14 protein-coding genes are annotated in these 17,676 nt (G+C 59.7%); 13 read left to right on the plus strand and 1 reads right to left on the minus strand.

What is annotated here, in order from left to right; all coding sequences use genetic code 11:
• The first annotated feature begins 253 nt into the window (after window positions 1-253).
• Both KQP88_RS15180 and KQP88_RS15185 read left to right on the plus strand, forming a co-directional pair.
• On the plus strand, window positions 254-1,147 hold the full coding sequence (locus KQP88_RS15180) for a sensor histidine kinase (RefSeq protein WP_216703500.1): 894 nt from the start codon (window positions 254-256) through the stop codon (window positions 1,145-1,147).
• The gene (locus KQP88_RS15185) at window positions 1,144-1,803 is read left to right on the plus strand and encodes a response regulator (protein ID WP_216703501.1); all 660 of its coding nucleotides are present in this window, start codon (window positions 1,144-1,146) and stop codon (window positions 1,801-1,803) included. The genes KQP88_RS15180 and KQP88_RS15185 overlap by 4 nt, the downstream gene beginning before the upstream one ends.
• Here the strand turns inward: KQP88_RS15185 and yegS are convergent.
• Window positions 1,787-2,704, minus strand: coding sequence for a lipid kinase YegS (gene yegS / locus KQP88_RS15190; RefSeq protein WP_216703502.1), 918 nt, complete (start codon window positions 2,702-2,704; stop codon window positions 1,787-1,789). The genes KQP88_RS15185 and yegS overlap by 17 nt on opposite strands.
• 481 nt (window positions 2,705-3,185) lie before the next feature.
• Between yegS and KQP88_RS15195 the strand changes: the two genes are divergently transcribed.
• The 11 genes from KQP88_RS15195 (at window position 3,186) to KQP88_RS15245 (ending at window position 17,617) form a co-directional block, all read left to right on the plus strand.
• Complete coding sequence (locus KQP88_RS15195; protein WP_216703503.1) at window positions 3,186-4,622, plus strand: undecaprenyl-phosphate glucose phosphotransferase; 1,437 nt, start codon at window positions 3,186-3,188, stop codon at window positions 4,620-4,622.
• Window positions 4,622-6,076: a mannose-1-phosphate guanylyltransferase/mannose-6-phosphate isomerase gene (locus KQP88_RS15200; protein ID WP_216703504.1), complete on the plus strand. Its 1,455-nt coding sequence runs from the start codon at window positions 4,622-4,624 to the stop codon at window positions 6,074-6,076. The genes KQP88_RS15195 and KQP88_RS15200 overlap by 1 nt, the downstream gene beginning before the upstream one ends.
• Window positions 6,077-6,363: 287 nt before the next feature.
• Window positions 6,364-7,140, plus strand: coding sequence for a polysaccharide biosynthesis/export family protein (locus tag KQP88_RS15205; protein WP_216703505.1), 777 nt, complete (start codon window positions 6,364-6,366; stop codon window positions 7,138-7,140).
• Between the two features lie 16 nt (window positions 7,141-7,156).
• Entirely contained in the window at window positions 7,157-9,148 is a 1,992-nt protein-coding gene (locus KQP88_RS15210; RefSeq protein WP_216703506.1) for an exopolysaccharide transport family protein, read from the plus strand.
• Window positions 9,148-10,326 carry a glycosyltransferase gene (locus KQP88_RS15215; protein ID WP_216703507.1) on the plus strand — a complete coding sequence of 393 codons (1,179 nt, stop codon included), beginning with the start codon at window positions 9,148-9,150 and terminating at the stop codon, window positions 10,324-10,326. Before KQP88_RS15210 ends, KQP88_RS15215 begins: the two co-directional genes overlap by 1 nt.
• Before the next feature lies 1 nt (window position 10,327).
• Entirely contained in the window at window positions 10,328-11,647 is a 1,320-nt protein-coding gene (locus KQP88_RS15220; protein WP_216703508.1) for a cellulase family glycosylhydrolase, read from the plus strand.
• 2 nt (window positions 11,648-11,649) lie between these two features.
• Window positions 11,650-12,873: a glycosyltransferase family 4 protein gene (locus KQP88_RS15225; protein ID WP_200993244.1), complete on the plus strand. Its 1,224-nt coding sequence runs from the start codon at window positions 11,650-11,652 to the stop codon at window positions 12,871-12,873.
• The gene (locus KQP88_RS15230) at window positions 12,857-13,957 is read left to right on the plus strand and encodes a glycosyltransferase family 4 protein (protein WP_200993245.1); all 1,101 of its coding nucleotides are present in this window, start codon (window positions 12,857-12,859) and stop codon (window positions 13,955-13,957) included. The genes KQP88_RS15225 and KQP88_RS15230 overlap by 17 nt, the downstream gene beginning before the upstream one ends.
• Window positions 13,957-15,372, plus strand: coding sequence for an O-antigen ligase family protein (locus tag KQP88_RS15235; RefSeq protein ID WP_216703509.1), 1,416 nt, complete (start codon window positions 13,957-13,959; stop codon window positions 15,370-15,372). The genes KQP88_RS15230 and KQP88_RS15235 overlap by 1 nt, the downstream gene beginning before the upstream one ends.
• Window positions 15,369-16,190 (plus strand): acyltransferase, encoded by an 822-nt coding sequence (locus KQP88_RS15240; RefSeq protein ID WP_025260763.1) that lies wholly within the window; start codon window positions 15,369-15,371, stop codon window positions 16,188-16,190. The genes KQP88_RS15235 and KQP88_RS15240 overlap by 4 nt, the downstream gene beginning before the upstream one ends.
• 11 nt (window positions 16,191-16,201) lie before the next feature.
• Window positions 16,202-17,617: a lipid II flippase MurJ gene (locus KQP88_RS15245; RefSeq protein ID WP_200993247.1), complete on the plus strand. Its 1,416-nt coding sequence runs from the start codon at window positions 16,202-16,204 to the stop codon at window positions 17,615-17,617.
• Window positions 17,618-17,676: the final 59 nt, after the last annotated feature.

Below are 17,676 nucleotides of genomic sequence, written 5' to 3' on the forward strand. Positions count from 1 at the left end.
GTCATCCCTGCTCAAAGCCCATTCCTTTTTTCAACTTCCCGGACCAGTGGAAACATCCAGAAACATCATTAAGAATGCCCACCGCACCTATTGACCGGCAATTTTCTGTTTACAGAAATGCGGGTTAACCATTAAATCGTCCTTCATTGAAACAGGATGGCTGACCGGGAATGGGCAGGCTCTTGAGTTGACGAGCTGTTATACAACTGCCGGATATCGATCCGCACCGACCATAAAAGTGGCGCCATTCGTTATGCACCTCAGCAGGAAGCTCCCAGGGTTCCGATACCTGAACACGAAAAACGGCCACTGGCTGACCAACGTGCTGTGCACAGGCGCAATCCTGGGCAACATCGGGCTGTTCCTGAGTACCGATGCCCTTCCCCTTCCACTGCTTGTCCTCAACCTGATCACCTTCATCAGCATCTGGCTCACCCGGTTGCGCAACCGCCAGCTGATCCAGCTCAAGCCTCAGGAACTGGCCGAACGGATGCTGGAGGTCCAGGAAAGCGAGCGTCATCGGCTCAGCCGGGAACTGCACGACGACATCGGACAGATGCTCACTGCGGCCAAGATCCAGTGCAACTGGCTGGAGCGTCGCCTGCCCGTAGAAGCGCAATCCCACGGCGCCCAGCTCAATGCCATCCTTGAAGAAACCCTGGATAAAGTGCGCGACCTGTCCAGCATCCTCAATCCCCGCCAGCTGTCGAGCCTGGGACTGGAGGCCAGCCTGCGCGCCCATCTGCTGAAGAGCCTCAGCGACAGTCAGGTACGCTGGAGCCTGGAATGTCAGCAGCGACTGGCCGGCATTCCCGAAGAAATGGCCATGGCCGCCTTTCGTATCGCTCAGGAGGCCGTGACCAATGTGCTGCGCCACTCCCATGCGAAAAACCTGCTGGTGCGCCTGCAGCGCCTGCCCGCCGGGCTTTCGCTCTTTATCTCGGATGACGGCGTCGGCTTCGAGCCGACAGAAAACCCCGCAGATGCCGGCCAGCGCGGCATGGCAGGCATGGCCGAACGCGTCGCCTTGCTCAATGGCTCCTGGAGCCTGCACAGCACGCCGGGTCAAGGCACACAGATCGACGTATTGTTTCCCTGGGCTCCTCGTACCCACGAACGGGCCAATGCACACAAGAAGCCTCAATGACTTGCAATCTACTGCTGATCGATGACCACTCGCTGATCAGGGCGGGCGTACGCGCTCTGGTTTCAGACATTCCCGGCTATGCCGTCATTGGCGAAGCAGCCGATGGCAGCCAGTTGGCGAGCCTTGCGCTCGAACTGCAACCTGACATCATCCTTCTGGACATCACCATGAAGGACACCAATGGCCTGGATGCTCTGGAACAACTGCTTGCGGTACAGCCCCACAGCAAAGTGCTGATCATCTCCATGCACACCGATCCCGACACCATCATGGGCGCCCTGGAAACGGGTGCTCACGGCTATCTGCTCAAGGATGCGACCGCCAGAGAGCTGGAGCAGGCACTGGAAGCCCTGCGCAACGACGAACGCTATCTGAGCCCCGCCATCGCCCATACCGTGATCAACCGGGCCTTGCGCGGTCCGCGCACCAACAGGCCCGAAGCCCTGGACAAATACAACCTCACCGCTCGCCAGCTGGAGATACTGCGTCTGGTGGTACGAGGCAAATCCACCCGGGAAATCGCCAGTGGACTGGGCCTGAGCATCAAGACCGTGGAAAGTCACCGATCGCAGATCATGAAGCGCCTGCAGATCTACGATGTTGCCGGTCTGGTACTGTTCAGCGTGCGTGAGCGGATCATCAGTCTGGACGATTGAGTGCCTGAACCGATCCGAGTACAGGTGAATTCTTCGGCAGATGGACCTGCAAGGCCGCAGGACGCGCCACGAAACGCAGGTTCTCGCCCGACAGCGGCTCACCATCCAGATTGATGTCCAGCCCCTGGGCAGACTTGAGTTCGACCCAGGGCAAGCGGGCACGCACAAACATGTTGTCGATCCCCAGACCACCTTCGAGCAGGCTCTTGAGCGTGCCGACCACTTCCTGGGGCGCTGGCAGGATGCTGATATCGAGCATGCCATCATCGACCATCGCCTCTGGACACAGCACATGCCCGCCTCCGGCCTGACGTCCGTTGCCGATTCCCAGAGCCAAAAGATTGCCACGCCAGTGGAAGTCCGGCCCGACCAGCTCACCATGAGCCGCATGCAGCTCGCTGAAGCGCGACAGCCCGGTAAACAGATAGGCTGCGCCGCCCAGCACCTTTTTCAGGTCTTCGGATGTATTGGCCGTGACCTGGCTGCCAAAACCGCCGGTGGCCATGTTCAGGAACAATTTGCCGCCGACTTCGCCGAGGTCAACCGCACGCGGTTCCACATCCAGCAGATCCAGCGCGTCCGCCACTTCCAGCGGTACGCCAGCAGCCCGGGCGAAATCGTTGGCGGTGCCCAGTGGCAGGATAACCATACTGCTGCTGGTACGAGCCTGGGCCAGCGCTTCGGCTATGTCGCGTACCGTCCCGTCACCGCCTCCGGCAATGATATGCCTGTGGCCTGCGGCCAGCGCCTCGGTGACCAGTCGCTGGGCATCACCGCCCTCCCAGGTCAGTCGCACATCCAGATCCCAGCCTTGTTTGCGCTTTTCCAGCACGGCGTTGCGGACATCCTCGTTAAGCGACTGCTTGCCGTGCAGAATCAGAATCGCTCTGCGTTTTGTCATGACGCCTCCCATGTTCGGTGATCTGTACAGACACAATTTCCGTATAGCACTTGGTGTGACCCCGCCGCGCAGGAAAAGGCCCGTCCCTGATGATAATTTTTTCCGGGGCACCCGCAACGCAGGATTACCCGAAATGACTGGGGAAAAAGCCCTCGAAGGCCCTGCGCAGCGCTATCAAGGGCAAAATAATATCGCCAGAGTGACACTTTTTCTGTGTCATGAGCTTTACTGTCAAGAAACCCCCATTTGAGGTAGTTAACCTTCAAAATGCAGAGAAAAGACTTACGCTATCAAAGGCTTTGGATACCTTGAAGAAATTGACAACACTTCAGAACAACAAGGAAAAAACCAAAAACGACAAATAAATGGCTTTTCTGAAGATAAATAAATAGAAAAGATATTTTTTTGACTCTACGATATGACGACCGACAGATCATGGATCGGTGCTCGAGCCATGAGTGCCATGTAGTGAGGGAGCTTTATGCGGTTGCAACCAGTCGACAGTCTTTCGCTGACACGCACCAGCCTTGTCGAATACTTCCTTTTGGGCATCCGTCTGATACATGGAGTTTCCTGCATCCTGCCAGGGATGCTGATCCTCGCACTGATGCACAACGGCACTATCGAAAACCTCAAGGACTACGCACTGATGCCGCTGTTCTTCAGTGTGGTCTGCGTCCTGATCTTTCAGGCACTGGGGGTTTACTCCGAAGCGCTGTTCAGCAACGCATTGCGCTTGCGCATCATTGCTTTCGCCTGGTCTGCCGCCTTTGGCCTCTTGCTGTTCATGCACCAGACCATGGGCTTTTTCAAGCACCTGAGCAACGAACAACTGATTTTCTGGTACCTCAGCAGCCTGGCCCTGTTCTGCATCGTTCGCTTGTTGATGCTGGTGTTTTTCAAGCACCAGATGCGCAAAGGCATCTTCCTGCAGAACTCCGTGATTCTGGGGGCCACGGAAAACGGCATGCGCCTGGCCGAATACCTGCTTGAGCATCAGGATATCCGTTCGGGGGTAACCGGCTTCATCGATGACCGTATCGGCCGTATGCCCAAGACCGTCGCCAATCTGCCGTTGCTGGGCAACACCAGCGATCTGGAACGATTGATCCGTGAGGAAAAGGTTACCCAGGTGCTGGTTGCCCTGCCCTGGACTGCCGAAAACCGCATGGACTACATCATTCGCGAACTGCGCAGGCTGCCGGTGAATGTCTTGCTGGTGCCGGACATGATCGCCTTCCGGCACACCCACAACCGCATTACCGAAGTCGCCAAGCTGCCGATGTTCAATGCCTCCGATGTGCCGCTCAATGGCTGGTCGCCGTTCTTCAAGCGTGCCGAAGACATTGTGCTGTCGACCCTGGCGGTGCTGGCGCTGTCACCGATCATGCTGCTCATCGCCCTGGCCATCAAGCTTGATTCTCCCGGCCCGGTGCTGTTCCGGCAAAAGCGTTATGGCTACAACAACCGATTGATCGAGGTCTTCAAGTTTCGCTCCATGCATCAGCATCAGGCCGATGCAACCGCCGAGCAACAAACCACGCGAGGTGACGCCAGGGTCACTCGAGTCGGGCGCTTCATACGCAAGACCAGCCTGGATGAGCTGCCACAGTTGTTCAATGTCGTGGCAGGCAGCATGTCGATGGTGGGACCTCGGCCCCATGCAACGGCAACCAAAGCGGCCGGCATTCTCTTCGAGCAAGCGGTGAAGGAATACACGTCACGCCACAGGGTCAAGCCAGGCATTACCGGTCTGGCACAGATCAATGGCTATCGTGGTGAAACAGACACCGTGGAAAAAATCGAAAAGCGCGTCGAATTCGATCTTGAGTACATAGAAAACTGGTCCGTCTGGTTCGACCTTTACATCCTTATGCGCACTGTTCCGGCAGTGCTCTTCACTCGTGAGGCTTACTGATGAGCAACCTCATCCCCTGCATCATCGCCGGCGGGTCCGGCACCCGACTCTGGCCAGTCTCTCGCGAAGCCATGCCCAAGCCGTTCATGCGCCTTCCCGATGGCGAAAGTCTGCTGCAAAAAACCTTCAAACGCGCCACAGGGCTGCCGGAAGTCGAACGGCTGCTGACGGTCACCAACCGTGAAGTGTATTTCCGGACCGCTGACGACTATCGCCAGCTCAACAAGACAAAACTGCCTCTGGATTTCATTCTTGAGCCTTTTGGTCGCAACACGGCGGCAGCCATCGCCGCGGCAGCGCTTCACGTGGCCCGGCTGTATGGCGACAACGCCAAACTGTTGGTGCTGCCCGCAGACCACCTGATCACGGATGTGGACGCCTTCTCGAAAGCAGTAGGAGTCGCTCAGGAACTGGCCGAGCAAGGCTGGCTGGTGACCTTCGGGATTCTGCCGACCAAACCGGAAACCGGTTTCGGCTATATCGAAAAAGGTCAGTCACTCAATGCCGAGGGCTATCAGGTAGCACGTTTCGTCGAGAAGCCGGATGAAGCCACCGCCCAGGGTTATGTGGACGGCGGACTGCATCTGTGGAATGCGGGGATGTTCTGCATGCGCGTCGATGCCGTGCTGCGTGAGCTTGAAATCCATGCTCCCGACGTACTGAAGGCGGTCAAGGCCTGTCTTGAAAAGAGCATCAGCAAGGAAGGCAATCACGAGTTGCAAGTGGAACTGGAGAGTGAACTGTTCGGCCAGGTCCCGGACATTTCCATCGATTACGCACTGATGGAGCGCTCGCAGAAAGTCGCTGTGGTGCCCTGCCAACTGGGCTGGAGCGATATCGGCTCCTGGCAGGCCGTGCGCGAACTCACTGCCGCAGATGCACAGGGCAACCAGTGCAACGGCCAGACCGTATTGCATGACGTGACCAACTGCTACATCGACTCGCCGAAACGTCTGGTGGGTGCGGTGGGCCTGGACAATCTGGTCATCATCGACACACCGGACGCTCTGCTGATCGCCGATGGCACGCGCAGCCAGGACGTGAAAATCATCGCCCAGGAACTCAAGCGCCAGGGGCACGACGCCTATCGCCTGCACCGCACCGTCACCCGGCCATGGGGCACTTACACCGTGCTCGAAGAAGGCAAGCGCTTCAAGATCAAACGCATCGTGGTTCGCCCGCAAGGGTCGCTGTCGCTGCAGATGCACCACCATCGCAGCGAACACTGGATCGTGGTCAGCGGCATGGCAAGAGTCACCAATGGCGAGCGGGAATTCATGCTCGACACCAATGAGTCGACCTTCATCAAACCGGGCCACACGCACCGTCTGGTCAATCCGGGCGTCATCGATCTGGTGATGATCGAAGTCCAGAGTGGCGAGTATCTGGGGGAAGACGACATCGTGCGCTTCACTGACATTTATGGCCGGGCACCGGAAGCGGCCAAGGCATGAAACTTAACGGCAAGGTCATCATGGCAAGACAATCGACAAAGATGAGGAACTGAACCGAAACAGACAGTGTGAAAACGTAGCGAGCGAAGGTCAGGCAAGGCGAAAACAGGCGAGGAGGCGGAGTTTACGTGTTGTAAATGAGCACTCCGAGCCTGTTTTCAACGCAGCATGACCGAGCGCAGTAGTTTTCACACAGTCTGGAAACGCACTGGACAGGCATTACCGGCCACCATGATTTCTTTACCCGAAAGGGAGCCTTATTCGTGCATGACAGGAGTTCAGGACCGATGAAAAGCATTCTGCTGTTAATCAGCGTATTGCTGCTAAGCGCTTGCAATACCCCCGCCAGGGTCGGCTTGCCCGACGACCAGGCCCAGATAGAAGCCGGTCAGGCGGCTGGCCGGGCTCTGGCGGGCAAACCCTTGCCACCGGAACGGATTCGCCCCGGAGATACCTTGCGTATCGTGCGCAATACCGGGGAAGCGCCATCCATATCGGCGTTCACCGCCAACTCCATCTATGAGCTGACGCTGTTTCAGGTCCTCAATGACGGGACCTTTTCCTATCCTTACATCGGTACGGTCAAGGCGGCCGGCCTGACCCTGCCGCAATTGAACGACGTACTGGAAAGCAAGCTCAAGGATGTCTATCGCGAGACCGCCCTGACCATCAATATTTCCCAATCACCGGGTAATACCGTGTTCGTGGGCGGTGCAGTGCGAAACTCGGTCACTCTGCCGGTCAATGTGGCCACCAATCTGGAGCAGGCTCTGGTGGGTGCCGGCGGGGTCGCACTCGATGCAGATGCCCGTCAGGTGGCGCTGCTGCGCCTTGAAGAGGACGGCCTCTACAAGACCTACTTCTTCGATTACAGCAAGTTTCTCTGGGCAGGCGCCGGTGGTCCTCGGGCACCGGTCCTGCTGCAACGTGGCGATGTAGTGTTTGTCCCCAAATCCTCGGTCGGAAACAAGGTGGACGGTGTCAACCTGTACTTCAACCAATTGATTCCTTTCGCGAAATCGATAGGTCTGGGCATGAATTACGAGTTGCGCAACAACAACTAATCGTCAGGGAAAAGACATGATCAATATCCGTTCATTTCGCGATCTGCTACGCCTGTTTTTTATCTTCAAGCGTGAAGTAAAAATCACCGTGCTGGTGACCTTCGTCATCGTCATTCTGGGTGCGTTCCTGCTTCCCAACCGCTATGAGTCCACCGCGCTGTTGCTGGTCAAGCCCGGTCGTGACACCAGCACCGTGCCCATCGAGTTGTCCGACCGCCAGGCGATCGTAGTGCCCAACGGCCTTCGTGATCCGTTGCTGGACGAAGAGCGCATGCTTACCGGTCGCCCGATCATGCGCATGGTGGCCGAGAAGTACCTGAACGAGCTGTCCAAGATCGAGCCTGAAACCGGGGTCATGGCTTCGGTGAAAAACGGCATCAAGTACGTCGTGCGCTCGGTCTTCGAGGCTGGGCACAGCGTGCTGCAATTCCTGGGACTGGCGGAAAAGCGCACGCCGGTCGAACGCATGGCCGAAGATCTGGAGAAGAACTTCAAGGTCCGTCACGAACAGGGTTCATCGGTGATGGAACTGACCTTCACCTGGAATGACCCGGTTACCGCGCAGATCGTGCTCAAGACCTGGATCGACGAATACCAGTTGCAACGCACCAAGACCCTGGGCCGCGTGAGCCTGTACGGGTTCTACGAAACCGAAGTCAAGGCGATTGGCGCCAACATCATTTCGTACAAGCAACAGATTCAGGGTTATCTGAACCAGTTGGGTGCGGTGAGCATTTCCCAGCGCCTGGCCGATACGTCCCAGGGCCTCAATGACCTGCGTACCGAACGCAACAACACCATCCGCGCCATCGCCTCCACCAAGGCCGGACTCGACACGCTGAAGACACAACTGGCAGCGCAACCCAAGACGGTTTCGGCAGGCCGCGAACTGGCGCTGAACCCGAACCGTCAGGACCTGCAGAACCGCATCAACGGCAAGGAAGTCGAGCGTCAGGAACTGCTGCGTTCGTTCAAGGAGCAAGCACCACCGGTACGTGCCGCCAACGAAGAAATCAACAATCTCAAGCAACTGCTCAAGGAGCAGGATGCAACCATCCAGCGCTCCGAAAGCATCACGCCGAACCCGATCTATAACCGCATGCAGAACGTGTATGCCGACCAGCAGACCAGCTACGCCCGCCTGCAAACCCAACTGGCGCAGCAGAACGCGCAACTGGCCCAACTGGAGAGCGACCGCCAGCTGGCCCTGAAACTGGAGCCGGAGCTTTCGCGCCTGCAGAACGAACTGGATGCGGCCCAGAAAAGCTATGCGCTTTACACCGACAGCCTGGAGAAGGCGCGTATCGACCGCGAACTGGATAACAGCCAGATCAGCAACATCGCTACCATCGAAGACGCTACGTTCAACGCCAGTCGGGTCTTCCCGAAAAGCATGCTGATGCTGCTGCTGGCCTTCCCGTTGAGCATTGTCGTGGGCTTCCTGGCGCTGTACTTCTTCTACCTGCTGGATCAGCGCATCCACGACGGCGACAAGATCGAAGGACGCTTTGGCGTGCCGGTCTGGACCAGCCTCCCGGACCTGGAGCGTGCCCAGGATCGCAGTGCGGCCCTGACGGCCAACCTGCACCGGATCTACGGCATCCTGCCTCTGGGTCAGGTTGCAGAAAAAGGCCTGGCCATCGGCTTCACCTCCGTGCATCGGGGCGAAGGGGTGAATTTTGTCATCTCGCGTCTGAGTACCCTGCTGACCGAACAGGGCCATAGCGTACGCACTGAAGGCCGTGGCCCGGCAAAACCGGGAGAGATCGTCTTGATCAATGCTTCAGGCGTCTACGGCAACCAGGAAGCGTTCGTCCTGCTGCGTGATGCCGATCAGATCGTGCTGGTGGTACGCGCTGAACAGACCACCGTACCGATGCTCGAAGATGCCCTGGCCACCTTGAACACTGCATTCAAGAAGGTCGACGGCGTGATCCTCAACCGTCGCCGCTTCGTAGTGCCGGAGCACGTGCTGAACTTCCTGAAACGCATCGGGAGTCGTGCCTGATGCAAATAGCCCTGCTCGCCCCGCTTCCACCGGAGCAGAACGGCATCGCCGATTATGCCGGGCACCTCAAACAGGCTCTGCTGGAGTCGGGCGTGCAGATAAGTACGCCCTTGCGAGGCATCGGCAACGATCCTCGCAAGGCCGAACAACGTGTCGCCGAAACCGACTGGAGTGGCATCGATCTGGTCCATGCCGAACTGGGCGGCGGACGGCTGGCGGAATTTCAGGCATTGCGGGCATTGCGTCAGCGCTTCCCCCATTTGCCCCTGACCGCCACCGTGCATGATCCGGAGCGCCTGGTCTGGCGTCGGGAAAAACTGCCATGGCCGTTATCCCTGGCCAGCAACCTGCGCTCTCCCCTGCCGGAAATCGCCACAGTACTGGCCGACCCGCTGTGCCTGCGCGAAGAGCGTCAACTGGCAAGAAGCATGACCCGTCTGATCACCTTGACCCAGGCTGGAAGTCAGAGCCTGAAACAGCGCATGGGCCTGGAGCAGTCGCAGATGGCCGTGATCAATCATGGCAACCTGGCAATCGAGCCGGTGCCATTGCCGGCCTTGAAGCCTCTGCGGTTGCTGTATTTCGGTTTCATCTATCGCGGCAAGGGTATCGAGGATCTTCTGGATGCTCTGGCCAATGTCTTTGTCGCCCAGCCGCAATTGCGTTCCACTGTGCGCCTGACACTGGCCGGTGGCAGCGAGCCGGAAATGGCCTTCGGGCCGTCGGGCAGCTATCTGGATCAGTTGCGTCTGCGTATCCGGCAACTGGGTCTGATGGATCTGGTGGACTGGCAGCTCGACCTGCCTGCCGAACAGATCCCCCATGTCATCCAGGCCCATCATGTGATGGTCCTGCCCTATCGAGAGTCCAGCAAGCTGAAGATTCTGGGCAAGCTGCGTGGCACCAGCGGCGCGCTGTCCTGGGCCACCGCCTGCGGTCGCGGAGTCATCACGTCGGATGCCCGTTCGTTTGCCGAAGAAGTTTCCCATGGCAACGGCATGATCTACCCTCAGGGCGATGTAGCCGCACTGACCGAGGCATTGAATCGTATCTGCGCGGCACCGCGGATGGCCATCGAGTGGTCCGAAAACGCTACGCGCATAGGCAAGACCCGGGTCTGGAGTCAAACGGCAGAACGTTTCAGGGATGTATTCCGGCAGGCATGCGAGGTGAATTGATATGCGGCGCACATCAAGATCATGGCTGGCCATCGCGGCACTGCTGACAGGCGCGATGACTCTGGGAACCGTCGCTCAGGCAGCGACCGTTCTGCAGGCACCGCGTGCGGTGGTCTGGAAGGACTTCCTGGGCGTCAACGTGCAGTTCCAGTATTTTGCGCCCGAGATCTACCAGCAGCAGATGGAGCGTCTGGACGCACTGGGACTGAACTGGGTACGACTGACCATTCACTGGTCGATCATCGAGCCGGTCCAGGATCAGTACAACCTCACGGATCTTGACAACGCCATGGCTGCCATCAAGAGCCATCGCTACAACACCCTCGCCTATCTGGTGGGCTCGGCCCCCTTCGCCAGCAGTTCGGTCTCTACCGCTGCGAGCCGTGATCAGTATCCTCCGCTGGATTTCAACGTCTTCGCCACACGCATGGCGGCACTGGCCCAGCGTTACCCCCATGTGAACAACTGGCAGGTCTGGAACGAGCCGAACATCATCTGGCTGCCCAGGGCCGATCCGGTTGCCTACGGCAATCTGCTGTTCACTACGGCCAATGCGATCCGCTCTGTCATGCCGGACAAGACCATCGTGACAGCCGGCATGGCTTACTACAGTCAGATGCAATACCGCTCGGACTACATGCTGCAGTCACTGGTCGAAAACGGCCTGGGTTCGCAAAACATTGTGGCGGCGTATCACCCTTACTCCGAATACCCCGAAGGCGACTCGGTCGCGGACCGGGATTTCCTGGTGCGCTCCAATGCCATGAACAATCTTCTGCACAGCAATGGTGTGTCACAGGTGTGGGCCACCGAATGGGGCTGGTCGAGCTATTCAGGCCCGGTGGAAATGCAGGCCATCATCGGTACTCAGGGCCAGGCCGACTACACCCTGCGTCGTCTGGCACTGATGAGCGCCCTGGATTTCCAGCGCATCTTCCTGTTCAACCTCAGCGATCTGGACGAACGCGCCACCGCTCGCGATCAGGGTTACGGCCTGCTCGACCTGCAAGCCAACCCCAAGCCGGTCTATACCGCGCTGCAAAATTTTCTGAACATCACCGGACCGCGCCTGGAGCCAGCCGCTCCGCCAACCGTCAGCACTGTCCCCAATGACCTGTTTGCCGTGCCATGGACACGCAGCAGCGACGGCAAACGTCTGCTGATGTTCTGGAGCGCCACCGGCACCACCCTCAACTTTCCGCAAATCCATGAAGGCATCGTGCATGATCCATTGAGCGGCACCCAGACTCCCCTATCCGGTAGCCAGGGCATCAGCCTGGCACTCAAACCCACCCTGCAAATTCTGGAATGGAATCCATAATCATGCGAATTCTATGGACACTGCCCTATCTGCCATGGCCTACCACCAGCGGCGGCAAGACCCGTGAGTATCATCTGCTGCGCAATCTGGCAGCACGCGGTCATCGCATTACCCTGCTGGTGCAATCCAAGACCCCGCTGGACGATGCCTGCCGCAGCGCCCTGGAACCCTGGCTGGAACGCCTGATCGTCATTGACCGGCGTCCGCTGCTCAGCCTGCGCACCCTGCTGGCCGTGGCCTTCGCGCCACCGCCGATGCTGGCCAGCGTCAACGGCTATGCACCGAAACTGGAGCAGACTTTTGAAAAGCTGCTCGAAGAAGACTGGGACATCATTCAGCTCCAGCACACCTATGCCTTTCAGCCATTCGAAGGGCCGCTCAAGCGCTCAGGCAAACCGTTCGTGCTCACTGAGCACAATGTCGAATCGGCGCTGGGCGCGGCCAGTTATGATCGCCTGCCCCGCTGGGCCAGCTTCTTTGCCGTCTATGACCGCTGGCGCTACCGGCGCTGGGAACTGCGGGTTTTCCGCCAGACCAGCGAGCTGGTCGCCGTCACCGAAGAAGATGCCAAGGTGCTTTCGCGCCTGAGTGGCCGGGCCACGTCCATCGCAGTCAACAGCGTGGATTGCAGCTACTACGCCAATGTTCACGCAGACCGCTACAACCGCCGCCTGCTGTTCATCGGCAACTACGAATACGGTCCCAATGTGGATGCCATCGAGTGGGCGCTGGACGAAATCATGCCGCTGGTCTGGGAGCTGTCGCCCACCGTGCGCTTTGCCGTGGGCGGTTTTGGCATGCCCGAGTCCTGGCGCGAGCGCTGGCCCGACCAGCGCATCGAATGGCTGGGTTTCGTGCCGGACCTGCGAGCCCTGCAAAGCAGTTCCTCGATGTTTTTCGCGCCCCTGCGTCAGGGTGGCGGCTCGAAGCTGAAGATTCTGGAGTCCATGGCGGCCGGCCTGCCGGTGGTCACGACCGGGCAAGGCGTTTCAGGCCTGGACGTCACCCATGGCGAACATTACCTGGGCAGTGAGGAACCGGCCCAACTGGCGCGCCTGATCGCCGACAACATCGACAGCCCTGCACGTCTCATTCAGATTGGCGAAGCCGGAAGAGCCTATGTGCGCTCACGGCACGACTGGTCGGTTTCGGCCGCCCAGCTGGAAGGTATCTACACCCGAATTTCGCCCCCAAGCAAGGATCTCGCGCATGCGTATCGGACTTGATTACCGCGCTGCGGCCGGTTACCCCGTCAGCGGCATCGGCCGCCAGAACTTCGCGCTGGAAGAAGCCTTTCGCGCTCACCCCGATGTGCAACTGCAACTGTTCGGGGTTGCCCCTTACGAACACCCGATCCGGCGCCTGATCCACACGCCACGATGGGCCACCCCGCTCAACTCCGTGCATCGCCTGCCGGATCGCCTGGGTTTCGAGGGCCTGTTCCTGCCCAAGGCCCTGCGCGATACAGAGGTCCAGATCTACGTGGCCAATATCAACATGGGCCTGCCGTTGGGGCGCAAGCCTGCCAACGTACGCTACGTGCTGCAGTTGCATGACCTGTTCCAGATCACCCAGAAGAACAATCATGGCTCGCGCCTCAAGGCCGCGTTCTATCGCCTGACCGACTACCTATCGATTGCCTACTCCCTCAGAGTCGCCGATGTGGTGTGGGTGCCCTCGCAATTCACTGCCAATGAAGTCATACGCCTGTTCCCGTCAGCCAGGAAAAAGCTGCGCATCGTGCCGCTGCTGGTCGAAGGCTTCAAAGATGCGCCTGCTGACATTGCCGCACTGCAATTGCCCGAGCGTTACTGGCTGTGTGTAGGCACCCGCGAACCGCGCAAGAACATTGCCTGGTTCGTCGACGCCTGGCAGAACGCCCGCCTCCAGTTCCCCACCGTGCCTGACCTGGTGCTGGTCGGCGGCAGCGAACCCTTGAACGAATCCCAGCGCCGTCTGCCAGGGTTGCATGTGCTCACCGGCATCAGCGACAGCGAATTGCATGCGGTTTATCGCAACGCCGATCGCCTCTGGCAACCCTCGTATGCCGAAGGCTTCGGCCTGCCAGTGATCGAAGCCCTTAAAGTCGGTACACGAGTCGCGGTCGCCACCGGCTCGTCTCTGGATGAAATCACCCCACCGGACAGCCCGCGATTCTCGCCCACCAACAGCCAGGCACTGGTGCAACTGATGGGGGAACTGTCCACGGCCCCTGAAGAGGACCCCGAAATCTCCAGGACCTGGGCGACCTATTACGCCCACGAAGCTTTCTACAAGCGCCTGCATGAAGCTCTCGAGGAGTTGCGCTGATGCCGGTAGCGATGCCACTCGGATTGTTTTTCGGCCTGGCCTTCGGAGTCATGATCTGGCTGCTGCCAGCCTCCAAGGTCCTGCTGGTAGCGGTCGGGACAGCGTCCATCATTACCGTGATCCGCCAGCCCATCCGCGGGTTGCTGCTGTTCTGTGTGATCGGTGCCTTCATTCCCTACTCCACGATACAGATCGGCATTCGCACCACGGTTTCCGAAGCCCTGATCATGCTGACCTGGGCCAGCTATCTGTTGCAGGCCATGTTCTTCGAGCAGCATCGTGTGCCGAAGATGATGCGTACCGAGCGCCTGCTGCTGGCGCTGATGCTGTTCAGCGCTTTCCCGTTCCTGATCGGCCAGCTCACCATCGTTTCCGACGGCAACGGCCCGATCAACTGGGTACGCTGGCTGTTCAACCTGTCGATCCTGTTTCTGGTGCCACGCCTCCTGCACGATGGCAAGACACTGGAGCACGTGATCATCGCGATACTCACCGGCACCCTGATGATGCTGTTGCTGTCGATTCCGACCTATGTCATCAATGGCTCGGCGTCGGCCATCACGCCGATCCTGGCAATCATGGGCTACGGCGGTCTCGACGTGTTGAGCGAAAGCCTGCTGTCGCTGTCCAGTCGCATGGGCTCGCCTTGGCTGCACCCCAACGTGGCGGGTGGTGCCTTTGCGATGATCCTGCCGATTGCGTTCTGCTTCGGCATCACCCGCAGTGGCGGACCTCGTTCGCTAGGCCTGCTCGTTGCGGCACTGGGCGCCATCGGCCTGCTGCTGACCGGCTCACGGGGCGCACTGGTGAGCCTGATGGCTGTCATGCTGTGGATGGCGCGTCGCCGCCTGCCGTATCTCGGGCGCCTGTTGGTCGGGGGAGGCATCGGTGGCGTGTTGCTGCTGATGTTCTACCCGCCCTTGCAGGATCGTCTCATGGGACTGTTCAGCAACGACGACACCAGTACCGCCATCCGCTTCCTGGAGTACACGCACTTCCCGCAGGCCATGGCCCTGTTTCCGTTCGGCATCGGTTTCAAGATCGACCCTCCCGTGCCGGGCTACACCCAGTTCGGTATTTCCAACCTGTGGCTGAACTTCATCTACAAGATGGGCATTCCCGGCATGTTGCTGTTCATTGCCGTCACCGTGAGCTGGTGGAAGGAAGTCCGTCCGGCCTCAGGCAAGATCACCCTCACCCCTGACAACGCCATTGGCCTGGGCTGTACGGTCGGCGTGCTGTCCGCGCTGTTCAGCGGTCTGTTCGATCACTATTTCAGCTTTACCAGCGTGCTGGTCGCGCTGTTCTGGCTGTTCGTCGGCATCAGCCTGCACGAAGCCAAGCGCCTGCGCACCAAGGCTGCCCCCCCCTTGAAATCCCCCGCCGCCTCAACCGACCTGGGAACACCGCAATGAAACACCGCATGATGCATTCGCATAACCTCAGAGAGGCCCTTCCCGACTACGCCCGCAAGATGGGCGTGGACCTGGAAGAACTGCAGGCCGCCTACCAGTGGATGCTGGACAACGAGGTGTGCTTCGAAACCAGGATCAAGAACACGACCCTGTCCTTTATCTGCTACCTGAATATCGAGCCGCGCATCGAACACCCTCTGGCCCGGCGTTTCTATCGCCTGCTGGCCAGCGAAACCCTGGGCGCGCTGATTCCCCTGTACGGCATCAACTGGCCGACCTTGCGCGACCGCATGCTGCGCACCTGGGAGCAGATCTACAACATCCTGATCTGCAAGATTCCCAGCCACACCTTGCGCCTGCTCTGGCTGCGCATGGGGGGTGCCAAGATCGGCAAGGGTTCGACGGTCTGGCGCAATACCGAGGTGCTGGGCGTGGACAGCCTGCGCATCGGCAACGACTCCACTGTCGGCTGGCACTGTCAGCTGGATGCCCGTGGCGGTCTGGTGATCGGCGATCACGTGACCATCGCCTCCCATGTGCTGATCATCGCAGGCGGACACGACCTCAACGAGCCCGAATTCTGGGCAGTGGGCGGCCCGGTATTGATTGGCGACTACGCCTGGATCTGTAGCCGCGCCCTGCTCTCGTTCGGCGCCAACATCGGTGAAGGTGCGGTGGTGGGTGGCGGCAGCGTGGTGTCCAAGCCGATCCCGGATTACGCCATCGTCAGCGGACCGAACGCTGAAATCAAAGGCGAGCGTGCCCGTAACCTCAAGTACAAAGTGGGCGGCAAAGGCCTGTTCACTTTGTTCCATTAAGCAACCTGCCCATGCTCGGCTCGACCCTGTGGCTGACCCTCGCGACGCTGACCGGCCTGGCTGCCGGCTTTGCCCGCGAGTGGTTGCTGGTGGCCGCCTGGGGTGCGGGCAGCCAGAGCGATGCGTTTCTGGTCTCGATGTTTCTGCCCGAAGCCTTGCGCATGTCCCTGGCGGCCGGCCTGCTGAGTGCGGCAGCCTTGCCGTTGTATCAACAGCGTTCTGCCGAACGGCAGCAGCACTGGCTTCAGGTGCTGACACCACGCCTGCTGATTTTCGGCGTGCTGCTCAGCCTGATCCTGAGCCTTGGATCAGGGCTTTGGGTACGTCTGATCGGGCCGGGACTCGACAGTGACGGCTACGCTCAGGCAGGCAGCGGCCTGCACTGGCTCGCATGGTGCGCCCCGGGCTTTCTGCTGCATGCCTTGCTGTGCATTCCCCTGCAGGCACGCTCACGCTTTGTGCTGGCAGGTCTTGGCTCGCTGCTGTTCAACCTGCCGCCCGTGATTTACCTCGCACTGCTCAGCCATTCGGCAACGACCGAGGGCCTGGCTTTTGCCTGCGTGCTGGGCAGCTTGCTGATGCCGGGCGTGCTGTTGCCGACCCTGTTTCGCTCGGGTTGGCGCCCGTGGTCCTGGCAGACCGAACAGGGCGCTGTACGTGAACTGTTTCAGAGAATCGGCCCGCTGTTGAGCAGCAACCTGGCCAGTCAGGGCCTGGCGCTGCTGGAGCGGATGGTCGCCTCGTTGCTGGGTGAAGGCGCGGTGACCTGGATCAACCTGGCACGCAAACTCATCAACCTGCCCTTGATCGCCCTGATGAGCCTGAACCAGGTGCTATTGGGCCTGATGAGCGGCAGCGAAAATACCCAGCGCCTGTCACTGCTGCGCCGCGGCCTGGGCAGCGCCACCTTGCTGACCCTGCCCGCAGTGACCGGCCTGATCGGTGCAGCCGGTGCGCTGGTGGTGCTGTTGCTGCCCAACCAGACCCACGACGGCCCACTGCCACAATTGCTGGCCTGGTTTGCCGTGCCCTTGATGTTCGGAGCCTGGAATGCGCTGCTGGCGCGCTACGCCTATGCCGACGGCGATACTCGTCTGCCGCTGAACTGTGAGTTGATCGGCAGCCTGTGCAACGCCGTGCTGTTGGGCATCCTGCCGTTTTTCCTGGGTCTGACCGGCATCGCCCTCGCAGCCCTGGGCGGCGCACTGGTCACCGGCCTGTTGCTGATGCGTCGCCAGTCCCTGCTCGCCGTGGTCCCATGGCGCAGTCACTGGCTGCTGGCCGCATTGTTCATGTCAGTGGCGGCCCTGTTGCTGCATCCCTTGCAGGATATCTGGCTGCAACTGACCCTCGGCTGCGCCTATGGCGCGGGGTTGATGGTCGGGCTGGCGTTGTGGCTGAAGCCGTGGCGGGCTGTTCACGAGTAACACATGAAGGAAAAACATTCCTGTGGGAGGGGCCTTGGCCGCGACGACCCGCTTTGCAG

Origin of the sequence: Pseudomonas lijiangensis (genome assembly GCF_018968705.1) — a bacterium.
In the GTDB taxonomy this organism is placed as follows: domain Bacteria; phylum Pseudomonadota; class Gammaproteobacteria; order Pseudomonadales; family Pseudomonadaceae; genus Aquipseudomonas; species Aquipseudomonas lijiangensis.